The 25,397-nt window shown below is 41.4% G+C and carries 27 protein-coding genes; 18 read left to right on the top strand and 9 right to left on the bottom strand.

From position 1 onward, the window contains the following. Positions 1–119 precede the first annotated feature (119 nt). Entirely contained in the window at positions 120–1,835 is a 1,716-nt protein-coding gene (locus EPX21_RS09125; RefSeq protein WP_134089362.1) for a GMC oxidoreductase, read from the bottom strand. A 12-nt stretch (positions 1,836–1,847) separates the two neighbouring features. Further along, positions 1,848–2,390, bottom strand: a complete 543-nt coding sequence (locus tag EPX21_RS09130; protein ID WP_134089363.1) for a gluconate 2-dehydrogenase subunit 3 family protein — start codon at positions 2,388–2,390, stop codon at positions 1,848–1,850. Positions 2,391–2,636: 246 nt separating this feature from the next. Between EPX21_RS09130 and EPX21_RS09135 the strand changes: the two genes are divergently transcribed. The 13 genes from EPX21_RS09135 to EPX21_RS09195 all read left to right on the top strand — a co-directional run bounded on the left by EPX21_RS09135 (position 2,637) and on the right by EPX21_RS09195 (position 13,818). Continuing rightward, positions 2,637–3,221, top strand: a complete 585-nt coding sequence (locus EPX21_RS09135) for a DUF4230 domain-containing protein (RefSeq protein ID WP_134089364.1) — start codon at positions 2,637–2,639, stop codon at positions 3,219–3,221. 66 nt (positions 3,222–3,287) lie between these two features. Further along, positions 3,288–3,767, top strand: coding sequence for a GAF domain-containing protein (locus EPX21_RS09140; protein ID WP_134089365.1), 480 nt, complete (start codon positions 3,288–3,290; stop codon positions 3,765–3,767). Positions 3,768–3,810: 43 nt separating this feature from the next. Then, the gene (locus tag EPX21_RS09145) at positions 3,811–4,617 is read left to right on the top strand and encodes a hypothetical protein (RefSeq protein ID WP_134089366.1); all 807 of its coding nucleotides are present in this window, start codon (positions 3,811–3,813) and stop codon (positions 4,615–4,617) included. 80 nt (positions 4,618–4,697) lie between these two features. After that, positions 4,698–5,600 carry a histone deacetylase gene (locus EPX21_RS09150; protein ID WP_134089367.1) on the top strand — a complete coding sequence of 301 codons (903 nt, stop codon included), beginning with the start codon at positions 4,698–4,700 and terminating at the stop codon, positions 5,598–5,600. Between the two features lie 10 nt (positions 5,601–5,610). Beyond that, on the top strand, positions 5,611–6,426 hold the full coding sequence (locus EPX21_RS09155) for an alpha/beta hydrolase family protein (RefSeq protein ID WP_134089368.1): 816 nt from the start codon (positions 5,611–5,613) through the stop codon (positions 6,424–6,426). 30 nt (positions 6,427–6,456) lie between these two features. Next, on the top strand, positions 6,457–7,512 hold the full coding sequence (locus EPX21_RS09160) for a nucleoid-associated protein (RefSeq protein ID WP_134089369.1): 1,056 nt from the start codon (positions 6,457–6,459) through the stop codon (positions 7,510–7,512). Between the two features lie 15 nt (positions 7,513–7,527). Further along, entirely contained in the window at positions 7,528–8,607 is a 1,080-nt protein-coding gene (locus EPX21_RS09165; RefSeq protein WP_134089370.1) for a DUF3810 domain-containing protein, read from the top strand. A 168-nt stretch (positions 8,608–8,775) separates the two neighbouring features. Continuing rightward, positions 8,776–9,024, top strand: a complete 249-nt coding sequence (locus tag EPX21_RS09170) for a type B 50S ribosomal protein L31 (protein ID WP_134089371.1) — start codon at positions 8,776–8,778, stop codon at positions 9,022–9,024. A 101-nt stretch (positions 9,025–9,125) separates the two neighbouring features. Next, positions 9,126–10,322: a putative sugar nucleotidyl transferase gene (locus EPX21_RS09175; protein WP_134089372.1), complete on the top strand. Its 1,197-nt coding sequence runs from the start codon at positions 9,126–9,128 to the stop codon at positions 10,320–10,322. A 6-nt stretch (positions 10,323–10,328) separates the two neighbouring features. Beyond that, the gene (gene tpiA, locus EPX21_RS09180; RefSeq protein ID WP_134089373.1) at positions 10,329–11,093 is read left to right on the top strand and encodes a triose-phosphate isomerase; all 765 of its coding nucleotides are present in this window, start codon (positions 10,329–10,331) and stop codon (positions 11,091–11,093) included. Positions 11,094–11,157: 64 nt separating this feature from the next. Beyond that, positions 11,158–12,012 carry a 50S ribosomal protein L11 methyltransferase gene (prmA, locus tag EPX21_RS09185; RefSeq protein ID WP_134089374.1) on the top strand — a complete coding sequence of 285 codons (855 nt, stop codon included), beginning with the start codon at positions 11,158–11,160 and terminating at the stop codon, positions 12,010–12,012. Position 12,013: 1 nt separating this feature from the next. Then, entirely contained in the window at positions 12,014–13,375 is a 1,362-nt protein-coding gene (gene murC, locus EPX21_RS09190; RefSeq protein ID WP_134089375.1) for a UDP-N-acetylmuramate--L-alanine ligase, read from the top strand. 104 nt (positions 13,376–13,479) lie between these two features. Next, positions 13,480–13,818: a helix-turn-helix domain-containing protein gene (locus EPX21_RS09195; RefSeq protein WP_134089376.1), complete on the top strand. Its 339-nt coding sequence runs from the start codon at positions 13,480–13,482 to the stop codon at positions 13,816–13,818. Between the two features lie 18 nt (positions 13,819–13,836). Here the strand turns inward: EPX21_RS09195 and EPX21_RS09200 are convergent, their stop codons facing one another. The 4 genes from EPX21_RS09200 to mqnC form a co-directional block, all read right to left on the bottom strand. After that, a complete protein-coding gene (locus tag EPX21_RS09200; RefSeq protein WP_134089377.1) occupies positions 13,837–14,946 on the bottom strand; it encodes a GNAT family N-acetyltransferase in 1,110 nt (369 codons plus the stop codon). An 85-nt stretch (positions 14,947–15,031) separates the two neighbouring features. Continuing rightward, a complete protein-coding gene (locus tag EPX21_RS09205; RefSeq protein ID WP_134089378.1) occupies positions 15,032–15,226 on the bottom strand; it encodes a hypothetical protein in 195 nt (64 codons plus the stop codon). 113 nt (positions 15,227–15,339) lie between these two features. Continuing rightward, the gene (scpB, locus tag EPX21_RS09210) at positions 15,340–15,900 is read right to left on the bottom strand and encodes an SMC-Scp complex subunit ScpB (protein ID WP_134089379.1); all 561 of its coding nucleotides are present in this window, start codon (positions 15,898–15,900) and stop codon (positions 15,340–15,342) included. 14 nt (positions 15,901–15,914) lie between these two features. After that, on the bottom strand, positions 15,915–17,039 hold the full coding sequence (gene mqnC / locus EPX21_RS09215; protein WP_134089380.1) for a cyclic dehypoxanthinyl futalosine synthase: 1,125 nt from the start codon (positions 17,037–17,039) through the stop codon (positions 15,915–15,917). Positions 17,040–17,363: 324 nt separating this feature from the next. Here mqnC and mtaB point away from each other — a divergent pair, with 324 nt between their 5' ends. From mtaB to EPX21_RS09230, 4 genes are all read left to right on the top strand, one after another. Beyond that, entirely contained in the window at positions 17,364–18,683 is a 1,320-nt protein-coding gene (gene mtaB / locus EPX21_RS09220; RefSeq protein ID WP_134089381.1) for a tRNA (N(6)-L-threonylcarbamoyladenosine(37)-C(2))-methylthiotransferase MtaB, read from the top strand. A 111-nt stretch (positions 18,684–18,794) separates the two neighbouring features. Further along, on the top strand, positions 18,795–19,295 hold the full coding sequence (locus EPX21_RS09225) for a C40 family peptidase (RefSeq protein WP_240768634.1): 501 nt from the start codon (positions 18,795–18,797) through the stop codon (positions 19,293–19,295). 2 nt (positions 19,296–19,297) lie between these two features. Then, positions 19,298–19,423, top strand: a complete 126-nt coding sequence (locus tag EPX21_RS23255; protein WP_255502073.1) for a hypothetical protein — start codon at positions 19,298–19,300, stop codon at positions 19,421–19,423. A gap of 89 nt (positions 19,424–19,512) precedes the next feature. Further along, a complete protein-coding gene (locus EPX21_RS09230) occupies positions 19,513–20,511 on the top strand; it encodes a 3'-5' exonuclease (protein WP_134089383.1) in 999 nt (332 codons plus the stop codon). A 99-nt stretch (positions 20,512–20,610) separates the two neighbouring features. Here the strand turns inward: EPX21_RS09230 and dnaB are convergent, their stop codons facing one another. Beyond that, positions 20,611–22,203 carry a replicative DNA helicase gene (gene dnaB, locus EPX21_RS09235; RefSeq protein ID WP_134089384.1) on the bottom strand — a complete coding sequence of 531 codons (1,593 nt, stop codon included), beginning with the start codon at positions 22,201–22,203 and terminating at the stop codon, positions 20,611–20,613. A 378-nt stretch (positions 22,204–22,581) separates the two neighbouring features. Here dnaB and rlmB point away from each other — a divergent pair, with 378 nt between their 5' ends. Next, positions 22,582–23,346 carry a 23S rRNA (guanosine(2251)-2'-O)-methyltransferase RlmB gene (gene rlmB, locus EPX21_RS09240; RefSeq protein ID WP_166670721.1) on the top strand — a complete coding sequence of 255 codons (765 nt, stop codon included), beginning with the start codon at positions 22,582–22,584 and terminating at the stop codon, positions 23,344–23,346. Positions 23,347–23,351: 5 nt separating this feature from the next. Here rlmB and EPX21_RS09245 read toward each other — a convergent pair whose 3' ends face one another. Next, entirely contained in the window at positions 23,352–24,623 is a 1,272-nt protein-coding gene (locus EPX21_RS09245; RefSeq protein ID WP_134089386.1) for a nucleoside permease, read from the bottom strand. A 42-nt stretch (positions 24,624–24,665) separates the two neighbouring features. Beyond that, a complete protein-coding gene (locus EPX21_RS09250) occupies positions 24,666–25,271 on the bottom strand; it encodes a bifunctional nuclease family protein (RefSeq protein WP_134089387.1) in 606 nt (201 codons plus the stop codon). Positions 25,272–25,397: the final 126 nt, after the last annotated feature.

The raw sequence follows: 25,397 nt of genomic DNA on the forward strand, positions 1-25,397 counted from the left end.
GTGTTATGACAGCAAGTGACAATAAAGGTTTAATAGGGAGCAATGATAGGGTGAGGATGAAACCTGTTAGGTAGTATGGAGCAGGCGAATGCGCTATCTTGCCTAACAGGTATGAATATCTACAAGTTGTTCTTTTTTAGTTCATTAACGGCGAAGTCTACCGATCTAGCTGCAAAAGCCATATACGTGAGGGACGGATTCTGTGTTGAAGTAGACGTCATACAGGCACCGTCTGTAATAAAAACGTTGCGACAATGATGGAGCTGATTCCATTTATTAAGTAAAGAAGTCTTAGGGTCATTACCCATACGGACACCTCCCATCTCGTGGATATCTAAACCGGGTGCTTGTCCAGCGGTATTTGCACGGATATTGGTAAAGCCGGCTTGTGTAAACATCTCTGTCATCTGCTCAACGTAATCCGCCTTCATTTTTGCGTCGTTCTCGTCATAATCCACCGATATTTTCAACAGCGGAATGCCCCATTCATCTTTCTTATCAGCATCTAAAGTAACATAATTGGATTCTTTCGGAATTGTTTCCGCCATCATATGCGAGCCCACACGCCAAGGGCCGAGTTTAGGATTTAATAATTGTTCTTTCAAATCCGTTCCCAGACTAGAAGTATCGCGATCAGCGGACCTATAAGCTGAAAAACCTGCGGCATAGCCCCTCAAGAAATCAGTTTCCTGTTTATGGAGATTTCTGAATCGGGGGATATAGCCGCCGCCGGCAGGGTTTCTGCCCTCCGTTTTATAGTCGGCCAAGCCATCGTATTCGGCACTGATGCGGGCGCTATAATTATGAAAAGCAACATATTTTCCTAACAAGCCCGTGTCGTTGCCCAATCCATTAGGAAAGCGGTTCGATTTCGAATTTAGGAGAATCAAGTTCGTGTTTAGGGCTGCCGCATTTACGAAAATAATGCGGGCAAAGTAATCTATTTCTTCTTTTGTGTTTGTATCGATCACCTTAACACCTACCGCTTTGCCTTTCTGTTCATCATAGATGATGGAATGTGCCACAGAAAAAGGACGTAAAGTCAGATTTCCAGTTTTTTGCGCCCAGGGAAGGGTAGACGCGTTGCTACTAAAATAGCCGCCAAAAGGACAGCCTCGCTGACAAAGCACTCGGTTCTGGCATTGCACACGTCCCTGCTCAATGTGAATAGGATTCGGTTGCGATAAGTGAGCACAGCGAGCACTGATTACATGTCGATCTGTATACTTTTTGCTCATAACTCCCTTAAAATAGTCTTCCACGGCATTCAAGGGATAGGCAGGTAAGAACTCGCCGTCTGGCAATTCTTTTAGCCCATCGCGATTTCCAGATATCCCGGCAAATTTTTCGACATAACTATACCAAGGGGCTATATCTTTATACCGAATGGGCCAGTCCACTGCAAAACCATCTCTGGCCGGACCCTCGAAGTCAAAATCCGACCATCGTTGTGTTTGTCGAGCCCATAGTAGAGACTTTCCACCTACTTGATAGCCTCGGATCCAATCGAAGGGCTTCTCCTGTACATAAGGGTGTTCATTATCTTTTACGAAAAAATGCATTGCATCTTCGCGAAAGGCGTAGCATCGGTTTACAATAGGCGATGATTCCTGTATTGCGAAAGGCACTTCCCCCCGGTGTTCAAATTCATAGGGATACATATTGGTAGTGGGATAATCCACGACATGTTTTACATCTTTGCCCCGTTCTAATACCAGTGTTTTCAGTCCCTTTTCGGTAAGTTCTTTCGCCGCCCATCCACCGCTGATTCCCGATCCGATCACGATGGCGTCAAATGTGCGCTCCTTTATAGTATCAATGTTTATATTCGACATCTGATATTTCCGTTAACCTAATTTTTCCATTGTTTTTTGTACCGCACTATATCCGTTATACTTTCCGGGTATCAGCTCATATTGTTTTAAGTCCTTCATGACATACTTTGAGTTCAAGAAGCCTTGGATCGTTCTTCTTTTGGTGATGCCGTAAAAACGTTGGCTGTCCGTTTCCGCTTCATTCGCCTCGAGGTTCTGTAAAAGCTGAATCCGCTGTGCTGAAGATAATTCCTTAAATTCGCTCGAAAATTTTTCTTTTGCGAAGCTGTTCAGGCTGTTAAGTCCCTTTACGAAGCTTTCTTGGTCGGATTTGCTATGGCAATCATCAACCATTTTCAACACAAAGAGATGTAAATTAAGGTCTTTAGCTCCGGGCGAACTTGTTTTGGGAAGTATGGTTTCGGTAACTTCCGCCAGCAGATTCTCTTGGACTGCTGTTATATCCAAATTGCTTAATTCAATGGATGCTTTCCCTGCTTCCCCGGAACAGGACGGTAATATAGCGATACCTCCGGCTATTATAAAAAGACTCTTAATTGCTGCTCTTCTTTTCATCCGATTTTGTAATGTTGTATAGTTTAGCGTTATGAAGCCGTTGGGCTTTCATTATTGAATCCAATATTAAGGAAAATATTTCAATAAAAAATCATCTATTCGTTATTCAATTTTTTCTTTCTGCGGTTAAAAGGGAGTTTTTATTCGGGCCTTCGATCGGTCGTGCGTTCGTCATAATAAGTGCAATTGGCGGTAAGGCATTAAACCTTTAACATCAAGAATTGTTCAACCATAAAAAAAATAAACATGCTAAGAAAGACAAGCTCCACCATCGTCGTTTTATTATTAATCGCCGTTCTCTTAATTTCCGGTTGGTTTATCTATTATAAATTCGATTTGGGGTCGTCTAAAGTGAAAGTGGCGGAAGACGTAATGATTGAGCGGATCACCGATATGGGGAAATTGGAGCTGGTGAAGTATTCCATGAAGGATGTCATCGAACGAAAAGAGCTGCGGTATTTCTTTCCCGATCAACGCGTACTTTTTATAGCTGTAGGAGAAGTGGCCGGCTGTATTGACCTACGAAAAGTAGAGCAAGATGATATTATTAGGCATAAAGTTGACTCCATCACGATATATCTTCCAGAACCGGAAATCTGTTACGTCCGATTGGACCACAAGAAGTCCAAAGTGTACGATATTTCAGGAGCTTGGTTACCGGGCGATACCCAAAATCTCGTTGAAGGCATTTATCAATTAGCTGAACAGCGACTGCTGAAAAACGCCGAAGAGATGAATGTATTAGGTAAAACAAAAGAAAATGCGAACATCATTTTCAAGCCCATGATTGAAAATATAACGGGTGCAAAAGTAAATATTGCTTTTAAATAGCAATGTTTCTTCAAAAAGCGCTACAAAATTGTTTATTTCGTGGGCTAAACACCAGATAAGACGTATATGGCGGAAGATTTGTTTATCATAAAAGGTACGAAAGAAAATCAATATCAATCTTTATTACCTCAAATAGAGGCTTTGTTAGTTGGCGAGGACGATTTGATTGCCAATTTGGCGAATATAGCCGCCGCTCTCAAAACACAGTTTAACTTTCTTTGGGTCGGCTTTTATTTGGTCAAAGACGATCAATTAGTTTTAGGTCCATTTCAGGGGCCGATCGCCTGTACGCGTATACAAAAAGGCAGAGGCGTCTGTGGGGTGGCCTGGCAGGAGAATAAGGTGCTGGTTGTGCCCGATGTCGACCAGTTTCCGGGCCATATAGCATGCAGCTCCGCCTCTAAATCGGAGATTGTCGTGCCTATAAGACAGGGCGACAATGTACTAGGCGTGCTGGATATAGACAGTGAGCAGTTAAATAGCTTTGATGAGGTTGATGAAAAATACTTAACGCAGTTGTTGCGACTTTTGCCAAGCTCGGTTTGAACATTCTACCACGCGCGTTGTTTAATAGCTAAAAGCTTTATTTATGCGCTACATTAAACAACTGGCGGTTATTAACTTCGTAAGCTATTGCTTTGCCTTCCTAATATCGATGTTGGGTCAAACCGGCGATGTTGGCGGATATACGATGGCAGAAATGGCTGCAAAATACAAGTCGGGCATCACACCCGCCGCCTTTACCTTTTCTATTTGGACTTTAATTTATATAGCGTTGTTCGTGATGTTGGTTGTCCATCTCGTCAAGGCCTTTACAAAGAGTCAGCAATACATAACGAATCAAGAGGTGTTCCTGATAGGTCTTTCATTCAGTGCCAATCAATTCGCTATTGCAACATGGGTATATACCTGGTTAAACGATATGCCCGGTTTATCCTTCGCCTTATTGATCGTACAGCTTTTTACGCTGTATTACATCGCCAGGCGTCTTCGCTTGTTATCCCCGGAAAAGGGAAAGCTTTCTCTTTTTGTAACTCAATTGCCCTTAAGTATCTACTTTGGATGGATTACCATTGCTTGTTTGGCTAATTTTGCGGCATGGCTGGTGTCTATGGGGTGGTTGGCAAATCCAGCAGCTGACCTTTATCTGTGTTACGCGCTGTTGCTAACGGCAGGCGCGCTTGGCGCTGTAATTGTCTATTTTAGGCACAACGTTTTTTACGGAATAGTTGTGATTTGGGGTATATACGGGATTGTTATGGGAAGATTTGAGGAGCAGGATGCTTATTACCATTCGTTGGTTTATGTTGGAGCTTTCGGTATCATCACTATTTTGTTGGCGATTATCCGGACGCTTCGGAATTATTCCATCACTCAAAAAAGTCTGCTAAAGTGAAAGCATGAACGGCAGGAGTTCATTTAATAGTCCAGTAAATTTACTATTTTAGTGCGGTTAAGCTTATCAATAAAGTAAAAGTGCTGAAGATTGCGTTTGATCCACTATATGTGCATCCTTTACCGGTAGGTCACCGGTTTCCCATGTTAAAATACGAATTGATTCCGGAGCAGCTCATCTATGAAGGAACAGCGCTACCGAATGACTTTTTTAAGCCACAAACCATAGATGAAAATTTTATCACGCTAGCTCATCGCCGTACTTATTGGGAAAAACTGAAAAACCTCAGCTTATCTCCCAGAGAAGTACGTCGAACAGGTTTTTCCTTAAATGAACAGCTAGTGTTGAGAGAGCTTAGCATCGCTCAAGGAACTATTGAATGTTGTGAATACGCTTTGCAAAACGGTGTCGCTTTCAATGTTGCGGGCGGTACTCATCATGCCGGAAGTGATTGGGGCGAAGGGTTTTGCTTGTTAAACGATCAGGCGATAGGCGCTCACTATCTTTTAAAACAAAAGGACATTAACAAAATACTGATTATCGATCTCGATGTACATCAGGGAAATGGTACTGCCGAGATATTTAAAAATGACAGGCGTGTTTTTACCTTTTCCGTGCATTGCCAACGCAATTTTCCATTTCGCAAGGAGCAGTCGGATTTAGACATCGGGTTATCGGACGGGGTAGAAGATGAGGAGTATTTAGCAATTCTCGAAAGTAATTTAATACAGCTGTTTAATTACGTAAAACCGCACTTTGTCTTTTATCTCGCTGGCGTAGACGTATTGGCAACCGATAAATTAGGTTGGCTAAATTTAACTAAGCAAGGTTGTAAAACAAGAGATGAGATTGTTTTCGACTTCTGTCGACGTTTTGGAGTCCCCGTACAGGTTAGTATGGGCGGTGGGTATTCCCTACTGATAAGGGATATTGTTGACGCGCATTGTAACACCTTCAAAGCTGCCATAGATAGGCTATTTTAAGTTTATAGTTATGTATAGAACACTCTTATTATTAAGCTTCTGCTTCGCTAAGCTTCTGGCAGAAGCTGCCACGGTAGACACTATCGAAACGATGAGTAAGGCCATGAACAAGCCGATTAAGGCTGTGATTGTCACGCCGCAGACCTATAATGAAACGAAGGAAATGCCCGTTGTTTATTTATTGCACGGCTACAGTGGCAATTACGCAGACTGGATAAAGAACGTGCCATCCATTCAACAGCTGGCAGACAATTACCAGTACATCATTGTATGTCCGGATGGCGGATTCAGCAGCTGGTACCTAGACAGTCCGGTTGATTCCCGCTACAAATATGAAACCTATATGATAAATGAGCTGATACCTTTTATCGATCAAACCTATAAGACGGTAAAATCTCGTAGCGGACGGGCCATTACCGGGCTCAGCATGGGGGGACATGGTGCGCTATACTTGGCATTCAAGCACCAAGATGTATTTGGCGCAGCAGGAAGTATGTCTGGCGGTGTTGATATCAGGCCTTTTCCAACTAATTGGGATTTGCCGAAGCGCTTGGGGGCCATGTCCGAGCATAAAGACCGCTGGGAACAGCATACAGTAACAAACCTGCTTCATTTATTGGTGCCTGATCAGTTGGCCATCATTATCGATTGTGGAACGGCGGATTTCTTCTATACGGTTAATGAACAGCTTCATGCAAAGATGATGGATCGAAATATTGCACACGATTATATAACGAGGCCCGGCGCCCATAATTGGACATATTGGTCGAACAGCATAGCTTATCAGCTGCTATTTATGCATCGTTTCTTCTCAGAAAAAGAATAATGTTATTTTTGCCGTCTTATCAAAAAGACTATGTTATCATTTTTTGAAGCATCCTTAACGCAGCTTGCTATTCACCGTGTTGGAAATAAAACGCTCGATGAACATTATATTCTCTCGGAACAACCCCTGCACTTACAGGACGAGTTGTTGCCGAAACTATTGATGCAATACTTTCTGACACCTTTTGAAAAGGTGAGTGAAGTTTATAGATTGGCCCATAGTAGCGGTGATTTAGAACTAAATGAACTCTATCATTTTGTGCGCCTATTTTTTGAGGGAGAGATTGATTTTCACACGATGAGCCAGCAAGTTACCAAACACCTGTACGAATCTTCCAATCATCCGAAGATAAAAGCGGGTGAGGTTTATGTCGCTCAATTTGATCAAGTTCAATTGGAGGGGGAGGTGCTTCGGGGTATCGGGATCTTTAAATCGGAGACCAAAGAAACCTATTTAAAAGTTTATCCCGAACAGGGCGCTTTTAAGATAGACTACGAAGAAGAAGCGATCAATATCCATAAACTAGATAAAGGCTGCTTAATTGTTGAATCAGAAAAAGAAGAGGGGTATAAGGTCTTGGCGGTAGACCAAACAAATCGTCAGAATGAAGCCGTTTATTGGAAAGACGATTTTATGGGAGTGGTAGTAAGAAATGATAGTTTTCATCAAACAGGAAACCTGATGCAGGTTTGTAAAACATTCGTGAGTGAGAAGCTGGACGAGGCCTTTGAAATGGAACGTGCCGATAAGATTGATCTTTTAAATCGTTCGGCCGCTTACTTTAAAGAAAAAGAAGTGTTTCAGTTGGACGAGTTTTCCGAAGAGGTTTTAGGGAATCCGGAAGCTATAACGATGTTTAAAGACTATAAAACAAGTTTTGAGGATTTGCATGATGTAGCGATAGGTGATAGCTTCGAAATTTCCAATCAGGCGGTGAAGAAGGAGTCAAAAATTTTCAAGTCTATTTTGAAACTTGATAAGAACTTTCACATTTATATTCACGGCAAACGGGAGTACATCGAAAAAGGGTTTGATGAAGAGAAAGGAAAAAGTTATTATAAACTCTACTTCGATCAAGAGAGTTAATATAGGGGTTCTGAAATGAAGGAAAAAATCATTCTACAACTAAAGTGGAACAGTTTGCTCCTTGTTCTTTTGGTAGTCATTTGGTGGCTGTCGACATATAGCGGTCTGGTTGAGCGGTTCTACAGCGGAAAGTTCTTTCCTGTGTACTCTATTATTGCACAGACGTTAACCGTTTGGATTCCCTTTAGTTTAGGCGATTACCTGTATGGCCTCTTGGTAGTGGTTTTTTTAGCCTTTTTCGTAAAAATTGCACGGGGCGTTTTCGGAAAGAACTACTTGTTGGCTCTTTATTACGTATTGAAAGCAATAAAAGCTGTCTTAATTTTAGCGATTTGCTTTTATTCTTTTTGGGGCATGAACTATTTTAGGTTGCCTCTTGAAACCAGGATGGGGCTTAATATGGATGTTAGTGAGCCCTGCGAACTTTTAGAGACCACAGCAATATGTATCGATAGGGCAAATCTATTCAGGAAGAAATTAAATGAGGGAGATCTTCAAATGACTAATAACGAGATCTTTCGAAAAGCTGAAGCTTTGGTGTCGGGCAACAGTAGTTTACAGCCCTATATCTTCAGCTATCTGCCGACTGTAAAAAGTCCGGTTACCGATCTCCTTGTTAATTATACGGGAATAGCCGGTTATTTTAACCCATTCACGCAAGAAGCACAGGTCAATACATCGATGCCTATCTTTTCCAAACCCTTTACGGCCTGTCATGAACTCGGTCATCAAGCCGGAATTGGCTTTGAGGATGAAGCCAATCTCGTTGGATTCATCTTGTGTACAGAAAGCGAAGACGCTCTTTTTCAATACGCAGCTTATTACAACGCCGTCTTTATGCTGCTTAAGCAACTCGCTTTCCAAGACGGCGAAGCCTATCTTCATCTGTTAAAACTGGTGGATTCCGCCGTATTGCAAGACGCAAAGGAAGAAGAGCGGTATTGGAGACAATTCGACGGTATTTTAAACGATGCAAGTTCTAGGTTTTACAATGGATATCTTCAATTCAACAATCAGCCCGAAGGTTTAAGAAGATATAGTCGAATGACTAAGTTGCTAATTGCATGGAGAAGAAAAAACGCGTCTGGCTTTTAATGTGGAAAAATTAGTCAATATATTTTGTTTCATTTGTTTTAATAACTATCTTTGCAGCCTTAAAAGAAATTAACAATTAAAAATATATACATCGTCAACCCTTAATATTATTTACCACGACTGTAAAATGACAAAGAGGGGCGTGATGTTAGTAAACTGGTTATCATAATGAAGAAAGATTTGCATCCATCAAATTACAGACTAGTGGTGTTTAAAGACATGTCGAATGACTATGCTTTTATTACTAAGTCTTGTATCGACACGAAAGAGACTATCCAATGGGAAGATGGTCAAGAATATCCTTTGGTTAAATTAGAAATTTCGCACACTTCTCACCCGTTTTATACAGGTAAGATGAAGTTGGTTGATACTGCAGGACGTATTGATAAGTTCCGCAACCGTTACAGCAAAAAGTAATTCGGTTCAATTAATAAAACAGAGTCTCGATAATATTTATCGGGACTTTTTTTATTTTTAGCCTATAAGGCGGTCCACGTAAACCAATAAAATTTGAATGTATGCATATCATCTTGTATGACCATCCAGCACAGCGAATAAATCTATATCCTTTGAGTCTGACCAGGCCAATAGGGGATCTACGCATTGGTATATTGACCATTGCCGAAAAGTGGGCAAAATGGATGAATGTCTCGGTGTCTCATCTTACGGCGGATTATTTACAGCAGAAATACCCCTTGTCCACATCAGAAGGAGAAGTGTTGGTTATTAATGGCGGTGTGTGTCCGGATGAAGCATTATGTGCGGTGCTCGCCGGCCTAAAAACGGGCGAGCGCCTCGCCGACAAGTGGCAGTTTATTGCTGCAAAGATGAATCGGAGTGACCTCGAAATCGCCCTTGGTAACGAATTCGCAGGTTGCAAACGCATTACTTACGAACGGAATTATACCTTTATCCGTTATCCGGAAGATATTTTTTTACAAAACGGCTTGGAGATCAGAAAAGATTTCGAGGCTATCACGAAGGGCAGAAGCTCTGCTACAATAAGCTCTTCTGTTACGCTATTAGGCGATGATATTTTTTTAGAGGAAGGTGCCTCTGCCGAATGTTGTACAATCAATACCTTAAAAGGGCCGGTTTATCTCGGGAAAAATAGCGAAATATGGGAAGGCGCATTGATGCGTGGCCCCTTTTCCCTAGGCGAAAACTCGCAAGTTAAAATGGGTACGAAGATATACAGTAATGTAACCGTTGGCCCTGGCTGTCGCGTAGGCGGTGAACTAAATACCTGCGTAATCTGGGGGAATTCATCAAAAGGCCATGAAGGGTATTTTGGAAGCGGTGTAATGGGCGAGTGGTGTAATTGGGGCGCAGACAGCAATAACTCCAATCTCAAAAATAATTATAAAAATGTGAAGTTATACCATTATGGGACAGGCAGCTATAGAAACACCAATCTGCAGTTTTGCGGACTCATTATGGGAGATCATGCAAAGTGTGCCATTAACACCGCTTTCAATACAGGCACCGTAGTAGGGGTTTCTGCCAGTATTTTCGGCGAAGCAGCGCCTCCTACCTTCGTTCCCGATTTTTCGTGGGGTGTGGGAAAAAACGCGAGCGTTTATGAACTGGAAAAAATGTTTGAGACCGCCGAGTTGGTTTTTGCTAGGCGTAATTGTAAATTTGACCCTATTGAAGCATCTGTCTTACGAGAAGTTTTTCAGATAACAGTTAAACAAAGAAATAACAAAATTTAATTAATCATGCGAAAAAAAATCGTTGCAGGTAATTGGAAGATGAACATGGATTACCAAGAAGGAATAAGTCTTTTCTCTGAAGTGGCTAACATGGTAAAAGACGAGGTTATCGGTAATCAGCTAGTAATTGTTTGCAGTCCTTTTATCCATTTACATAGTATTGCTTCCTTGGCAAAAGACAACAATAACGTGTTTGTCGGTGCTCAGAACATTCACCAAGAAGAAGCTGGGGCTTATACGGGGGAGATTTCTGCTAAGCAAGCTCGTTCTACGGGCGCTGAGTACGTAATATTAGGACATTCCGAAAGAAGGGCCTATTTCGGTGAGTCTGATGAGTTGCTGGCGAAGAAAGTAAATGGAGCACTTGCGCACGGACTAAGTCCAATTTTTTGCATCGGAGAAACAAAAGAAGAAAGAGAATCAGGTCAGTTCTTTGAGGTGATTAAAAGTCAACTTGAGAAAGGAGTTTTCCATCTTTCAGCTAGCGACTTTTCAAAAGTAGTTCTTGCATATGAGCCGGTTTGGGCAATTGGGACAGGACTAACGGCCAGCCCTGAGCAAGCGCAGGAAGTGCACGCTTTTATCAGAAAGGAAATCGCAGCAAAATATGGTGCTGCCGTGGCGGACGACACAAGCATTTTGTATGGCGGAAGCTGTAACCCAAAAAATGCACCGGATCTGTTCTCACAAACCGATATCGATGGTGGATTAATTGGCGGAGCTTCATTAAAGTCAAGAGACTTTACAGATATAGTAAAGGTTTTTAACTAATTCTATAACCACAAAAAGGTTTCCGATTGATTGATTTGGAGACCTTTTTTTTGTTTAAAAAAAAATGGACTACAGTGAACTTACCTTTTGTTGCATAGGCGAGGAGGAGTGGCAAAGAGATTTATTTATCAATGATTTAGCAGCTTTAGGCTTTGAGACTTTTGAAGATACAGCATCTGGCTTCAAAGCCTATATTGCCAGCGCTTCATTAGATATTGTTGCTGTTGAAAACGTGCTACTGACCTTACCAGAAAATTTCCAAGTTTCTTATACCATTCGACAGATTGGCCCTGAGAACTGGAATGCCGTTTGGGAAAGTAACTTTGAGCCAATAGTGATCGACAAACGCTGTTATGTTCGTGCTACTTTTCATGAAGCGAAGCCGGATTTCCCATACGAGATAATCATTGATCCAAAAATGGCTTTTGGTACCGGACATCATCAAACAACTTCACTTATGATGGAGTATCTGTTAGATGCACCGGTGGCGGGAGCGAGCTTGCTTGATATGGGATGTGGTACCGGTATACTGGCTATTTTGGCTGCTAAACTTGGTGCCAAAGAGGTAATGGCGATCGACTACGACCCGGTTTGTTATGATAGCGTTAAGGAAAACATTGAGCTAAATCAAGTTTCTTTTGTTAAGGTACGCTGCGGCTCTAAAGAGGCTATTCCGCAAGATGAATACGATTTTATCTTTGCAAACATCAATAGAAATATATTGTTAGATCAGTTAGCCGATTATTCGGAGGTTTTAAAGCCTGACGGGCAGTTGTTTTTAAGTGGTTTCTATGACGGAGATGATTTAAAACAGTTGGTGGAGACGGCTAATACGTTGGGATTGGTCTTTTCTGATAAGAAGGTAAAAGACAATTGGGTTGCTGCAAGGTTCAAACAGACTAATAAAAGACAAAAATAATATGCGTGTCCATTTTATAGCTATAGGCGGAAGTGTTATGCATAATTTGGCCATAGCATTGGCAGACAAAGGCTACCTGGTAAGTGGATCTGACGACTTCATATATGAGCCATCAAGAACTAATTTAGCAAACAAGGGCTTGCTGCCTGAGCAGCTCGGTTGGCACCCTGATAGGATTACGGAGGATATCAATGCCGTTGTATTGGGGATGCACGCCAAAGCGGACAATCCGGAACTGTTGAAAGCGCAAGAACTAGGCCTTCAAATTTATTCTTATCCTGCTTATATTTATGAGCAATCCAAAGAAAAAACGCGGGTTGTTATAGGAGGGAGCCACGGTAAGACGACTATTACCTCCATGATCATGCATGTGTTGAAAGTGTTGGAGCGCGACTTTGATTATGTCGTGGGAGCCAAGTTAGAGGGCTTCGACACGATGGTCAGAATCACCAAGAACGCCCCTTTGATTGTTATTGAAGGAGACGAGTACCTTGCGTCGGCGATTGACAGAAGGCCGAAATTTCTACTTTATCATGCGAATATCGCGTTGATAAGTGGTATAGCTTGGGACCATATCAATGTTTTTCCGACATACGAGGAATATGTTGAACAATTCCGCCACTTTATCGAGAGTATAGAAGAGAAAGGTACCTTGGTATATAACAAAGACGACAAGGAAGTACAGGCCTTGGTGTCTGAGAACAATTCGAACATCAATAAGCACGGATACAAGATGCCAGCGTTCACCATCAATAAAGGGGTGAGCTATTTGAAAACAGGAAAAGGTGAAGTTGCGCTACAAATATTTGGAAAGCATAACTTATCAAACCTCGCCGGAGCCTTTACCGTTTGCGAATGGTTAGGTGTAAGCAGGGATGACTTTTATAAGGCCATAGGGAGTTTTAGAGGCGCTGCAAGAAGGCTTGAATATGTTGCCGATTATGGTGGTAGCGTTGTTTATAAAGACTTTGCACACTCCCCTTCAAAGGTTAGGGCCTCCATCGATGCTGTCAAGGAACAATATCCAACCAGTAAATTGATCGCGATTGTTGAATTACACACGTTTAGTAGTTTAAATGAAGAATTTTTACGGGAATATCGCGATACGATGAGACAGGCAGATGAGGCGGTTGTATTTATCGACCAAAATTCTTTTAGGCAAAAAAATATAAAGCCCATAGAAACGTTAACTATTAAGAAAGCCTTTAATAGAGAGGATATAATTTATTTGAATGACGTGCAAAGCCTGGAGACTTATGTTGGTCAGTTATCCCCAAAAGGTAAGAATTTATTATTTATGAGCTCCGGAAATTTTGGTGGTATAAATCTTGTTAACTTATCAGATAAGTTTTTTAATTCTTAAATACTTTATATATTTGATATAATAAATGCTATTAGGGGTTAATGTCATTTCTTTTTATATAGGCTTTATGTATGTCAAGCTACATGCGGTAAAAAAATAGTTGAATGAAATCTTTAGGAAAAAAAATAAGGTTGTTGAGGCATCAAAATGGGTGGAGCCAAGAGGACGTAGCTAAAAGGTTAGATATATCTATCCCCGCTTTTTCGAAAATTGAGACGGGTATAACTGACATCAATCTTTCTAGACTGCAACAGATTGCGAAGCTTTTTGACATGACAGTGGTCCAGCTACTTAATTTTAATGATGCAGATGAGCAGAAAAAATACAACTCAGATTTAGAAGCGGCAAACAAGAAGCTGCAGGAAAGAAATAATGAAGTGATTGAACTGCAAAAGAAAGTGATTGAACTTTATGAAGAGTTAAGAAAGCTCTATCCTAAATAAGGAAAAAACACGCTGGCATTAAAAAATATACCTTAATGTAGCGTGTTTTTTGCCAAAATGAGCCCCTGTAGCTTTATGAATAGACAGCATCTCCTTATTGAAATCGCCTACCCAGGAAAGTTCCAATTCTGTATATTGCTTTAAGGGGAGCACATATTCCTTTAGCTTTATGAAAAGTGCAGACTCCAGTCCATGTTTCTGAAAGCTCTTCTTCGTACCCATAACGATGGCACGCATCCGATTCACTTTACGTCGATTCATTAGAAACTTAATACCGTTCCACCAATTCATTTTACCGTTAAAAGCTTTTATCAGTTGATTAGCATCCGGTAAAATTAAAATAAAGGAGGCGGGTTCATTATTGACGTAAGCAAACCAGATTAAACGTTCATCCATGATCAGTTTCATCTTCTTAAAGGATTCCATGATCGTGTCCATTTTTATAGGCTGGAAGTTTTCAAAGTCGCCCCAGGCGTCATTATAAATTTCCATAAAATCCTGGGCGAAGGTTTGTAGGTTGTTTTTTTCAAAATGCTTGAACCGATACCCCGGTTTTTCCATGACCCAGTTCGCAATGCGGGTGAAGCGCTCAGGAAAGGGTTTGTTTACTTCCAGATAATTTGTAATCTGTTCATAAATGGTTTTAAATCCGTAGTTCTGAAATAGATCTAAATAATAAGGCTTATGATAATTCATACCATAAGAGGGCCTTGTGAAGCCATCCACCAGCAAGCCCCAAAAATTGTCGTTTTCGCCAAAATTAATCGGTCCATCCATTGCTCTCATCCCTTTGTCGGCCAACCAGTTTTTTGCGGTATTAAACAAAGCGTTAGCAGCCTCTTGGTCTTCTATACATTCAAAAAAGCCAATCCCACCTGCGGCCAGTGCTGAGTTATAAGTCTTTTCATGGTTAATAAAGGCAGCGATTCTACCAATGGGTTCGTTGCCCTTCATTAATATCCAACGAACGGATTCTCCGTGTTGATGAAAATTGTTTTTTTGAGGATTAAAGATTTGGCGTATGTCGTTGTCTAGTGGACAAATCCAGTTGCTGTCATCTTTATAAATTTTCTTCGGAACATCTAAAAACTGTTTTTCCCTTCTTTTGTCGTTTACCTGAATGATCATTCTTACCCCGAAATCATTAACAAAAAAGCACCCAGTATAAAATACTAAGTGCTTTATATTTTATAAAACGGTGACTGCATGACTATTAATAGTCATCGTCATCGTCAAAGTCGTCAAAATTATCAAAATTATCCAAGTCATTAAAGTCAAAGTCATCTTCGTCCTCATCGTCAAAACGTTTCTTTGGTTTTGAATCACTAGGGTTAATGCCCGATTTGCCTGCTTTCTTCGCTGGACTATTTGATCCAATTTTCTTGTCTGCTTTCTTTGGCGTTTTCATTTCCAATTCTACTAGTTACGCTTGTTTTATACTGTTTGGTTTGTGCTGATAAAATTACAAAGATTTTAAAACAGTCAAGTAATTTATTGAAAAAATAATCTTTTAAAAAAGCGCTATTCCGCTGATTCTCCTATACTTTGTTCTTCTGTCAAGATGTCTTTTAATTTTGGCAAATCAGCCGTTGAGTTGATGCCAAAGTAGTCCATAAAGACTTTGCTGGTTGAATATAAGAGAGGTTTTCCTATGGCCTCCGATTTACCGGCGATTTGTATAAGGTCTTTTTCCAACAGCTTTTGTATAGAATAGTCGCAACTTACGCCTCTTATTTGTTCAATCTCAAGCTTGGTAATGGGCTGTCGATAAGCGATGATTGCAAGCGTTTCAAGCGCAGCCTGACTCAATTTCTTTTTCGATCGATGAACCTGAAGTTGGTTAATAATTTTATTGTATTGTTTCTTAGTAAGGAACTGGTATCCATCATTGATATGATATAGCTGAATAGCAAATGCGTCGTCACCGTATTTCGATTCAATCGCACTGATTGCATCTTGTATTTCTTCGGTCGATAATTCCAGTTCCAGCGCGTCTCTAATGACTTGTTTTATGTCAAAGATTTCAACGCTTTGTTCCGATGCAAAGATGAGTGCTTCTATATGCTGTATAATGCTATCCATGGGATGCTAAACTTTTAGTAGTCGATAACTTGCTCTTGAATACCGGCAGGAATTTCCCTGAAATCATACTTTTGTGTACGCAACTGAGGTTCGAAACCGGCCTCTATAATGGCTTCCTGTATGGAGCGAGAAGTAAATCGATGCGGAGCGCCGGCAGCAGAAACAACGTTTTCTTCAATCATGATAGAACCGAAATCATTGGCGCCTGCATGCAGACAAAGCTGTGCCACTCGTTTACCTACCGTTAGCCACGAAGCCTGGATGTTTTTTATGTTAGGAAGCATGATCCTACTCAATGCAATCATCCGAATATACTCTTCGCCGCTTACATTATTGGTGATGCCTCTTACTTTCTTTAAAAGGGTTCCGTCATCTTGGAAAGGCCAAGGAATAAAAGCAATGAAGCCATAACTGTCCGCCGGTTTTTCACTTTGGACATCTCTAATCCACACAAGATGTTCAAAGCGTTCTTCCACGGTTTCAATATGCCCAAACATCATAGTAGCAGAGGTTGGAAGATTGATCTGATGTGCTGCTCGCATTACATCCAACCATTCTTTTCCGCCGCATTTGCCTTTGGAGATCAATCGCCGAACGCGGTCGTTCAGTATTTCCGCCCCCGCTCCGGGAAGCGAGTCTAAGCCCGCCTCTTTGAGCGCGGTGAGCACATCAATATGGCTCATGTTTTCTAATTTAGCAACGTGCGCTATTTCCGGTGGCCCCAGCGCATGCAGCTTTATCGTAGGATATAAGTCCTTCAATTGCCTGAATAAGTTTGTGTAAAAACTTAAACCCAGGTCGGGATGGTGACCGCCTTGCAGCAATAACTGATCCCCGCCGTATTGTACCGTTTCCTCGATCTTTTTTTTGTAAGTTTCGATGTCGGTGATATAACTTTCCTCGTGCCCGGGTCGTCTAAAAAAATTGCAGAATTTACAGTTTGCGATACACACATTTGTCGTATTCACATTTCTATCAATCTGCCAAGTGACTTTCCCGTGGGGGACCTGTATTTTCCGAAGCTCGTTGGCCACATAACTCAGCTCAGCAGTAGCGGCGTGGTGGTATAGAAATAGCCCTTCCTCTTTTGATAAAAATTCAAAATTGAGCGCCCTTTGAAGTAATTGTGTAGTATCCATTGAAATACGTAATTATACATTGCAACGTTACTCTATAATGTTCAGATGCACTGTAAACCATGCAAACTTAGCTAATTTTGCGAGGATATCCAACGCTGCCACTATATATAAAACTCGTAAATGCTTCGTGAACGGCATTTTACAATTGTCATAACGGTATCTAAACTAGTCGTTTTTATATAAAAAGTTAGATCCTTCTTATAATAAGCATAAAGAAAACCGTATTTTTGCCACTGACGAATTTTTGCCGGTTTACGGTATACAGTAAGATGCGGGAGTTTAAGTACCTTCCTGCAAATTTAAACACAAAAACTACACTAGTTAATGAATAAGACAGTAGCGTTTTATACACTTGGCTGCAAACTTAACTTTTCCGAAACTTCTTCGATTGGACGGATTTTTCAGGACGCAGGTTATCAACTTGTGTCTTTTAACGAAGGGGCCGACGTATACGTTATAAATACTTGTTCGGTGACTGATAATGCGGATAAGAAGTGCCGGAAAGTAGTAAGAGAGGCGTTAAAATACGCTCCGGAAGCGTATATCACCATTGTTGGTTGTTATGCGCAGCTAAAACCGCAAGAGATTGCCGGAATTCCGGGGGTTGATATGGTGTTAGGGGCAGCGGAGAAGTTCAATATTATTGAACATATCAATGACCTAACCAAGCAGAAAAAAGCCATTGTACATAATGCGCCTATCGAAGATACCAACGTGTTTGTTCCCGCCTTTTCTTTCGGCGATAGAACAAGGACGTTCCTCAAGGTGCAAGACGGATGTGATTATTCTTGTACTTTTTGTACCATACCACTTGCTCGAGGTGCTAGCAGGAGCGGAAGTATTGAATCGCTGGTTAAACAAGCCGAAGATATTGCCGCTTCCGGAGTGAAGGAAATCGTATTGACAGGAGTGAATATCGGTGATTTTGGCATTAGAGGGGGTAAACGGGAAGATCGCTTTTTAGATTTAGTGCGCGCCTTGGATCTAGTCGAAGGGATTGAACGCTTTCGTATTTCGTCGATCGAACCGAATCTTTTAAGTGATGAGATTATCGACTTTGTTGCATCGTCCAAACGCTTTGTGCCGCACTTTCATATGCCTTTGCAATCTGGATCGAATAAGATATTAGGATTGATGCGCAGAAGGTATAAAAGAGAGCTTTATGCCGAAAGGGTGAAACGCATCAAGAGCTTAATGCCGGATTGTTGCATAGGCGTGGACGTTATTGTCGGGTTCCCTGGTGAAACCCGTGAAGACTTTTTAGACACCTATGCGTTTCTGGCGGATTTAAATATCTCTTATTTACACGTTTTTACTTATTCGGAGAGAGATAATACCATCGCTGCGCAGATGGAAGGAGCTGTACCCGGTAGTGCCCGGTCTGACAGAAGTAAAATGCTACATATTCTGTCGGAGAAGAAAAGGAGAGCCTTTTACGAGTGCCAGTTGGGAAATACAGTCGACGTGCTTTTTGAAAGCGACGTAAAAGACGGCTACATGCATGGGTTTTCAAAAAATTATGTCAAAGTACGCGCGCTATACGATCCACTATTGGTGAACGAAATAAAAGCAGTTAGATTGATGCATATAAGCGACCAGGGTGATGTAGATATTGAAGAAGTGGAGCCATTTGTTGTACATTAAAAGAAGTACATGCGAGTGCCTATTAAAAATACAATCTTTATTTTACTGGCTTTTCTATCGATAGGATCTTTATCGAGCTGTCTAAGTAGACGTAAAGCTACATCGCATGTTTTGACGCGGGGAAATCAACCCAACAAAAGGGGAGACATCTTAACAGACGTTTCAGGAACTTCGGGGTCTTATACTAGTTCGGGTAATTTGTTAGCTGATTATGCCGGTGTACTAGGCGTCGATCGAAAAGCGCTTAAAAACGAAAAACTTTATAAGCTGATAAATGACTGGATGGGCACGCCCTACGCTTATGGAGGAACGACGAGAAGAGGTGTAGATTGTTCCGGTTTTGCAGCGATGCTGATGAGCGAAATTTATGGGAAAGATCTTCCAAGGAGCTCCGAAGAACAGGCAGGCATGATTAAAAGGAAGTATGAGCGGCAACTAAAGGAAGGTGATTTAGTCTTTTTCAGCTTTGGCGGCTCAAGGATAAACCATGTTGGAATTTATCTTCATAATAGTCGGTTTGTCCATGCATCAACATCTAAGGGCGTTATTATAAGTAATTTGAAGGATAGCTGGTATTATAAATCGTTCAAAAGAGCCGGAGAGGTTAGGTAATTATGGAAGAAAAGGATAAAGAAGATTTTAGTTTTTGGACACGTTATAAGCAGTTTGCGGGAAATGAGGTACTGTTATATGCCATCATGATCATAGGAATTCTGTTGGGAATCGTTATTTTCGGATAAACCTGCGGTGTTCAATAATGCGCCAGTTAACGAATATCTTTTCTGTCGTGCTAATCAAATGAAATAATAAGAATTTAAATAAAGAAAAAATGATCTTAAACCTAAGACGCCCATTGGCAATTTTTGATTTGGAAACAACGGGAGTAAATGTTGCTTCGGACAGAATTGTGGAGATTTCAATCCTGAAAGCGATGCCAGATGGAAGTGAACAGGTTAAAACCTTACGTGTTAATCCGGAAATGCCTATTCCTTTAAGTTCCTCGCTTTTACACGGCATATATGATGAAGACATAAAAGATGCGCCTACTTTCAAGCAGGTTGCGCAGGAGATTGCCGACTTTTTGGACGACTGCGATCTTGCTGGTTATAACTCTAACAAATTCGATATTCCCGTGTTGATGGAGGAATTTTTGCGAGCCGGCGTAAACTTTGACATCGAAAACAGAAAATTTGTAGACGTTCAGAACATCTTCCATCAGATGGAGCAGCGGACCTTAAAAGCGGCATATAAATTTTATTGCAATAAAGCCTTGGAAAATGCACATAGTGCCGAAGCAGATGTTCGGGCTACGTATGAAGTATTGTTGGCACAAGTGCAGCGTTACGAGGGGGTAGAATGGGAAGACAAAAGTGGCGTTAAATCTAAGCCTGTCAAGAACGACGTCGAAGCACTTCATCAGTTTACCAATTTAAATAGGCCAGTAGATTTTGCCGGTCGCATTATCTACAATGAGGATGGCGTGGAAGTGTTCAGTTTTGGCAAACACAAAGGCAAAAGTGTAGTTGAAGTGTTCAAAATCGAGCCAAGTTATTACTCATGGATGATGCAAGGCGACTTTCCGTTATATACAAAGCGCTGTGTGGAAAAAATTTGGACCGACTTCCGTAACGTGCAACATAATAGGGGGGCTAACGTTAAGCCTTCTAATGCTGCTGACGTTGCTATACAGCCGAAATCAAAGCCTTACAGTGCGAACAGAGTGCATAATGGCAACCAACAAGTTCAACATCATCAGAAGCCGAAAGAAAAGAGTGGCCCTATCACCGAAGATATGCTGAAAAGCTTAAAGGATAAGTTTAAGAAATAGGTGATTAAGTTATCAGGACATAGTTAAATAGGGGAATAGTAAAATAAAGTTTCAACTATTTTCCTATTTAACTATGCTACTTCACTAAATAAATAGCGCTTAAAAAGGTGCTTCATCATCCATATCATTCATTCTGGAAGGACGGGTAATGATTCCGCCCATGTTTCCGAATTCTGAAGACGGCATCATACCGGCAGAGAATGGATTATCGTCGCCCATACCGCTGGGTTCTGCAAATGAGCCACCTCCAAAATCTTCCTCCAAGTCTTGAAATTTAACATACTTTCCGACGAATTTCAACGGAACAATGGTCGTTTCACCGTGCCTATTTTTGGCAATGATTACTTCGCCTACACCGGCAGTTGGCCTGCCCTCTTCATCTTCAGTCATTCCATAATACTCAGGTCGATATAAAAACAGTACCATATCTGCATCCTGCTCAATAGAACCAGACTCACGTAAGTCAGAAAGCATTGGCCTTTTAGAGGCCCCCGGTCTACTCTCAACAGCACGACTCAGCTGAGAGAGCGCTAATACCGGAATATTAAGCTCTTTCGCGACCGACTTTAATGCCCGTGAGATACTACCTATTTCCTGTTCGCGGTTTCCGCCTCCTTTTCCTTCAGCCTTTCCGTGCATCAGCTGCAAATAGTCGACTATAACCATCTGTATATCATACTGAGCCTTTAGCCGCCTACATTTTGCCCTGAACTCAAAAACATTAAGAGCAGGTGTATCATCAATTAATAAAGGCGCTTCCGTTAGTTTCCCGATACGCGAGTGCAGCTGTGTCCACTCATGGTCTGCTAAGGTTCCTTTCTTTAATTTTTCTTGCTCTATTTCAGTTTCGCCCGAAATCAGACGATTAACTAATTGAACAGACGACATCTCCAAGGAAAAGACTGCTACCGGTTTGTCATGCAATACGGCCGCGTTGCGCGCGCAGGTTAATACGAAGGCAGTTTTACCCATTGCCGGACGTGCGGCGATAATAACCAAGTCGGACGGCTGCCAACCAGAAGTAATGCGATCTAAGGCGGTAAAGCCTGAAGGAACGCCAGTAAGCGAATCCGTTCTGTCACGCAGTTGCTCTAAGTTGTTAACAGCTTCTCGCATGATGTCGTCCATCTTACGGGTGTCACGTCTTAAGTTGTTCTGAGCAATGTCAAATAAGCTTTTTTCAGCCGTGTCAAGCAAGTCGAAAATATCGGCCGTGTCTTCGTAGGCGTTATTGATGATCTCGGTTGAAATCTTTATCAACTCTCGTTGTATATACTTTTGCGAGATAATACGCGCGTGGTATTCAATATTGGCTGCTGAAACGACCCGGTCGGTTAATTGTGTAATATAATAAGCGCCGCCTACCATTTCGAGTGCTCCCATTTTCCTCAATTCTGCAGTAACTGTCAGTAAGTCAATGGGCGACGATTTTTGAAACAAGTTGACAATCGCCTCGAAAATTTTTTGATGTGCGTCTTTATAAAAAGTATCCACCTTTAGGATGTCTATAACGGTCGATAAGGCATCTTTTTCAACCATCAGCGCTCCTAGAACGGCTTCCTCTAAATCTACGGCTTGAGGAGGCAGCTTGCCGAGGCCACTAACCATATTGCCAAGTCGATTTTTACGCTCTGCAAATGATCCTTTTTTAGCGGTATTTCTTGATGGATAGTTTTCGTTTTCGGAGTTCATAGCGCAAATGTACTCAATTTATAATCCCTTCGCGCGATGAGTTTCTCACAATGGTGGATAATGAAAAATGCTATGCGTTGAATTTGTTCCCCTTAGCTGGCCAGATATTGACAAGGTCTGTGGATAAAATGTTGATAGCTGGCTCATCTGCCTAAAAATCAATGGGTTGAAATTTGTGTTAAAAACTTTCCAACTGTTAGTCTAGAAACACTGAGCAGCAATTTTGCTGGTGATGAGCTTGCAAGCAGCTCGCTTTTTGAATGGAGTTTATAAAGCGGGCCTTTAGTTACGAGTCTGTCTGTCGACAAAAATACCCACATTAAAATACAGGTAATTTTGAGAATATATTGGTAACTTGCGCCCTAATTTTAAATGAGCATGCGTCAATTTTCAAAACCAGTAAAAAGAGAAAGTAATCAAATGGTTTTCGGTATCAGAGCGGTTATTGAGGCCATTGATAGTGGAAAGGAAATAGAGTCTCTATTCGTTCAACGGGGGCTAGGTGGCGAGCTGTTTAAAGAACTGAAAACGCTTTTGCTTGATCGAGGTATTAGTTATCAGCAGGTTCCGGTGGAAAAACTGGATCGTATTACTAAAAAAAACCACCAAGGTGTAATTGCTGTTATTTCTCCAATTATTTACCAGAAGATTGAAGACGTTATTCCTGCAATATACGAACAGGGAAAGGTTCCGTTGATATTGATGCTTGATGGTATTACCGATGTTCGGAACTTAGGCGCAATAGCGCGTACAGCCGCTTGTGCCGGTGTAGATGCTATTATAGTTCCTAGCAAAGGGTCGGCGGAGATCAATCCTGACGCGATAAAAACTTCGGCCGGGGCCTTGTACAAAATAGCTGTCTGTCGTCATGAAAGTCTCGCACACATTACCAAGTTTCTTCAGGAGAGCGGTCTACAGGTTGTCGCGTGTACCGAAAAAACGGATGATACCATTTATAAGCCTGACTTTACAGTGCCTACCGCAATTGTTATGGGAGCGGAAGATACCGGTATATCTGATAACATCATAAGACATGCCGATTATTTAGCTAAGATACCCATGTTCGGCGATATCGCCTCATTGAATGTATCTGTAAGCGCCGGCGTAATTATTTACGAGGCTATTAGGCAACGGTTCAAGTAATCTAGTTAAGAGATGGCTTTTGCTTCATTCATTTCTTCCAATGCGGAAGGGTCGTGTTTGTGCTTAAAGAGAAAGGAGAACAGAAAAGCGATAACCAAGGCATAAGCTGCGAAGCAAATCCAGATTTCCTGCCACATCATCTGTCCGTTTGCTGTGGTGAAGTAACGCTCTATTACATAACCGCTAACGGAGCTTCCCAATATGGCCCCGAAACCATTTGTCATCATCATGAATAAGCCCTGTGCAGACGAACGTATGCCTGCGCTTGTGTTGGTTTCTACGAAGAGTGACCCCGATATATTGAAAAAATCAAAAGCCATTCCATAAACGATGCAGGAAAGAATAATCATCCACAGGCCGCTAATCGGGTCGGCGTAAGCGAGCAGCCCAAAGCGGAGTACCCAAGCCAACATACTGATCAGCATGACCTGTTTGATGCCAAAGCGCCGTAAAAAAAAGGGAATGGCCAGAATGAAGATCGTCTCGGAAATTTGTGAAATAGATAAGATGATGGTGGAGTGTCTTACAACAAAAGAATCTGTATAGGCGGGAATATTACCGAAATCGGATAAATAAGCGTCACCATACATGTTCGTTAACTGCAGTGCACCGCCCAAAAAAATTGAGAAGACGAAAAATAAAGCCATTTTTGGACTTCGGAACAGTTTAAAGGCATTCAGTCCTAAACGCCCCGAAAGGGAAGCATTTTCGGACTTTGATTTCAGCGGTGGGCAGGGCGGCAAGGTAAACGAATAAATACCCAAAACAATAGCAGCAAAGGCTGAAATATAAAATTGTCCTTCTAAGGCTTTATTACCTGTAAGATCCGTTATCCACATGGCGGCAATAAAACCGATCGTACCCCATACACGTATTGGAGGAAAATCTTTAATAATGTTGTAGTTGTTTTTTTTCAGCAGGATATAAGCAATCGAATTAGAGAGCGCTATGGTTGGCATATAAAACAACATTGCCAATAGGATAACCCAAAAGAAGGTTTGCGGATCTTGTACTTGCGGCAGATACAAAAAAGTGCATCCAAAAAGAATATGCAAAATGCCATAGAGAAATTCAACATTGATCCATTTGTCTGCTATAATGCCGGTTAATGCTGGCATAAATAAAGAAGATAAGCCAAGCGTAGAAAATATGGCGCCGAACTCACTGCCCGACCACTGTTTGTTTTGAAACCAATATACACCGATCGTAATCATCCACGCTCCCCACACAAAAAATTGCAGGAAACTCATGAGCGTTAATCTAAATCTGATAGACATATTATATAAAGCTCGCTTTATGTTGCATGTTCCTATTCGTGTTTATGACGATTTTCTTCGTGATATTTCATCACGGATTTTAGCGGCTTTTTCGTAAGCTTCTTCCTGAAGCGCCTGTTGAAGTGCTGCCTTCAGTTCGTCGTCGGTGTAGGATGCATAGGCAGTTTTTGAACTCTCTCCGGTAGCAGCTTGTTCCTCTTTTGGTGTTTCCAAGTTCTCCAAAAACACAAAATCATTACCTTCAATAACGATTCCAGCAGATGCAAGAATGAACTCATACGTGTAAATAGGGCAATCAAATCGTATTGCCAACGCGATGGCATCAGAGGTGCGGGCATCTATTTCAATGTCTTTTTTCCCGTTATTACAGATTAACTTCGCATAAAAAATTCCGTCAACCAGGTTGTAAATAATCACTTCATTGATGGAAATCCCAAAGGTGGAAGCGAAAGTTTTGAACAAATCATGTGTCAGAGGCCGACTTGGAGTAAGCTTTTCAATTTCGATTGCAATCGCTTGCGCTTCAAAACCGCCAATGATGATAGGAAGTCTTCTGCGGCCGTTCACTTCACCTAATACCAAAGCATAGGCCCCCGACTGCGTCTGGCTGTAGGATAGTCCGACTATTTCTAACTTGATCTTATTCATTTCTCGCAGGCAAATATGCAAAAAGCATTTCATAGAGGCGCTATTTTTTTTACAATAACGCCTTATGAATATAAATCAATACTATGTAAATAACACCTTCCTGATCGAACGAACCATCACCCCAGT

The sequence above is a fragment of the Olivibacter sp. XZL3 genome (assembly GCF_004368405.1).
GTDB lineage: Bacteria > Bacteroidota > Bacteroidia > Sphingobacteriales > Sphingobacteriaceae > Olivibacter.